This window comes from Azospirillum palustre (assembly GCF_002573965.1).
Classification (GTDB): domain Bacteria; phylum Pseudomonadota; class Alphaproteobacteria; order Azospirillales; family Azospirillaceae; genus Azospirillum; species Azospirillum palustre.
In genome coordinates this window covers 1-2,609 of the sequence record NZ_PDKW01000027.1, presented here as the reverse complement: position 1 = coordinate 2,609, position 2,609 = coordinate 1, and the positions used below count along the sequence as shown (strand labels likewise).

Genomic DNA, 2,609 nt, shown 5'->3' with positions numbered 1-2,609 from the left:
TGCATATTTCGGCGGAAAGCACCCAGCGGGAACGGCGGAAAGCGCCCGGGCAGAACGGTGAAAGCGCCCAGCCGTTTCGGTGAATTCGCCCACCCGTAGGGGTGGTGGTGTCGGGGTCCGAACCAGCCTTTGGCATCCCCATGATCTTTCCACGGCACAGGCCAAGGAGGATCGGGATGCCCCGAGCGAGGTCGGACATGCGGCGGATCAGAGAAGTCCTTCGTCTGCGCGATGAGTTTGGCGCCAGCCAACGGCAGATTGCCGATGCCTGCCGGCTGCCGCGCAGCACCGTGCGCGATTACCTGGATCGGCTACGGGCCTCCGGGCTGCGGTACGCGGATGTGCTGGGCTGGACGGACGTCGAGTTGGAAGAGCGGCTGTTCCCGCCTCCGGTCACGTCGGCGCGCCCGGTGCCCGACTGGCGACACATCAGCCGTGAACTCAGCCGCCGTGGCGTAACGCTGCGGCTGCTGTGGGAGGAATACCTGGAGGTCTATCCCGGCGGCTATCGCTACACCCAATTCATCCAGCATTTCCGGGCATGGCAGAGTGCCCATGCCGAGCCGCGTCTGCGCCGGGAGCATCGGCCGGGGGCGGCGATCGAGGTCGATTACGCCGGGATGACGCTGAGCGTCGGGCTCGGCGCCGAGGCGCGGCAGGCCCAGGTGTTTGTCGCCTGTCTGCCGTATTCGGGCTACGTCTATGCCGAGGCGACCTGGACCCAGCAGGCCGAGGAGTGGCTGGCCTCCCACGTCCGGCTGTTCGAACATCTGGGCGGCGTGCCGGGCAAGCTGGTGCCGGATAATCTCAAGGTCGGCGTCAGCCACGCCTCCTTCTACGATCCGGCGATCAACCCGGCTTATCACGATCTCGCCCGGCACTACCGTACCGCCGTCTTGCCGGCCCGGGTCCGGCGCCCACGCGATAAGCCCAGCGCCGAGAACGGTGTGCAGCAGGTCGAGCGGCGGGTGCTGGCCCCGTTGCGCGATACGCCCTTCGCCACGTTGGACGCTGCCAACGCAGCCTTGCGCGACAAACTGGCCGCCCTCAACGCCGCTCCCTTGAGCCGCAGGCCACAGGACACGCGCGCCGGCCTGTTCGCCACCGAGGAGAAGCCGACCCTGCGCCCCTTGCCGCCGGAACGCTTCGTGCCCGGCACCTGGGCTCGCCACAAGGTGCCGCCCGACTATCATCTCGCCCTCGACGGCGGCGTCTACTCAGTGCCCCACACGCTGATCGGCAAGACGGTAGACGTACACAGCACTGCCGGCGTGATCAGCGTCTTCCTGCGCGGCAAGCGGATGGCCTGCCATGTCCGGCGGCAGGATGGCGCCACCGTGACGCTGGACGCCCATCGCCCCGCCAACCACCGGGCCGTCGCCCGCTTCACCCCCGACGCCATCCAGGCCGACTTGGCCGCCATCGGCCCGGCCGCCGCGTTGCTGTTCGCGCGCATCCTGGCCGGCGCCGATCATCCCGAACAGGCGGTGCGGGCCGGGATCGGCCTGATCCGCCTGGCGGCCACCCATGGCACCGACCGGCTGGAGCAAGCCTGCCAAGCGGCGCTGGAGGCCAACGTCGGATCCTACCGCTACGTCCAGCGCTGGTTGGCGGCGCCCCCCGCCACGGCGGCGGACACGGCCGGTGCCGGCGAGCACGCCAATCTGCGCGGCCCTTCCTACTATCACTGACGGAGACATGATGATGAAGCACGTCAACCACGAGCGGTTGCGCCAGTTGCGTCTGTACGGCATGGCCAAAGGGCTGGAGGCCCTGGAGCGCCTGCCCGACCGCAGCCAACTGGCCTTTGACGAGCAGTTGGGCACCTTGATCGAACGCGAGGCGGCGGAGCGAGCCAACACCGCGCTTGCCAGCCGGCTGAAACGCGCCCGGCTGCGCCAGACTGCCTGCCTGGAGGACCTCGACCTGCGCACCCCGCGTGGGCTCGATCGCGGTGTTGTGCGCGAGCTGGCCACCGGGCGTTGGGTGAAGGAGAACCGGCCGGTTCTGATCACCGGCCCGACCGGGATCGGCAAGACCTGGCTGGCCTGTGCACTCGGCAACCAGGCGGCGCGGGAAGGCCACAGCGTACTCTACACCCGGCTGACCCGCCTGCTGGACGATCTGGCCACCGCCCGCTTGGACGGTTCGCTCGCCCGGATGCTGCGACGGATCGCCCGGCTCGATCTGCTGATCCTGGATGACTGGGCGATGACCGAGCTGACCGCGGCTCAGCGCCTGGACCTGATGGAGGTGATCGACGACCGCCACGACCGGGCCGCAACCATGCTGGCCACCCAAGTTCCCGTGGCCAACTGGCATCGGCTCATCGGCGATGCCACCTACGCCGACGCCATCCTCGACCGCCTCGTGCATCGGGCCTACCGCATCGACCTGCATGGCGACTCAATGCGCCGCACCAAGGCCGATGCCGCCAGCGAAACCCCCGACACCTAAGGCCGGTGCTTGGCAACCAAACCTACAACCTTCATAACGTAAATCCAGGGTTCGGCCCCGGCACCCACCAGCCTTCAATTCGGGTGGGCGGTTTCGCCGAAACGGTGGGCGCTTTCAACCGAAACGCCTGGGCGAATTCGCCGAAATACGCA

At 68.3% G+C, this 2,609-nt stretch carries 3 protein-coding genes; 2 read left to right on the top strand and 1 reads right to left on the bottom strand.

Annotation, left to right across the window (positions count from 1 at the left end; all coding sequences use genetic code 11):
• The coding region (locus CRT60_RS36620) for a hypothetical protein (protein WP_204561528.1) at window positions 1-199 on the bottom strand (199 nt) is incomplete at its 3' end.
• Here CRT60_RS36620 and istA point away from each other — a divergent pair.
• The gene (gene istA, locus CRT60_RS00165) at window positions 177-1,691 is read left to right on the top strand and encodes an IS21 family transposase (protein WP_098734448.1); all 1,515 of its coding nucleotides are present in this window, start codon (window positions 177-179) and stop codon (window positions 1,689-1,691) included. The two genes, CRT60_RS36620 and istA, sit on opposite strands and share 23 nt — an antisense overlap.
• Before the next feature lie 10 nt (window positions 1,692-1,701).
• Window positions 1,702-2,457 carry an IS21-like element ISAzs2 family helper ATPase IstB gene (gene istB / locus CRT60_RS00160; protein WP_098734449.1) on the top strand — a complete coding sequence of 252 codons (756 nt, stop codon included), beginning with the start codon at window positions 1,702-1,704 and terminating at the stop codon, window positions 2,455-2,457.
• Window positions 2,458-2,609: the final 152 nt, after the last annotated feature.

What these genes read in the sequence shown, in the direction of transcription:
- istA (WP_098734448.1), top strand. Translation starts at nt 177, where the DNA reads ATGCCCCGAGCGAGGTCGGACATGCGGCGGATCAGAGAAGTCCTTCGT.
- istB (WP_098734449.1), top strand. Translation starts at nt 1,702, where the DNA reads ATGATGAAGCACGTCAACCACGAGCGGTTGCGCCAGTTGCGTCTGTAC.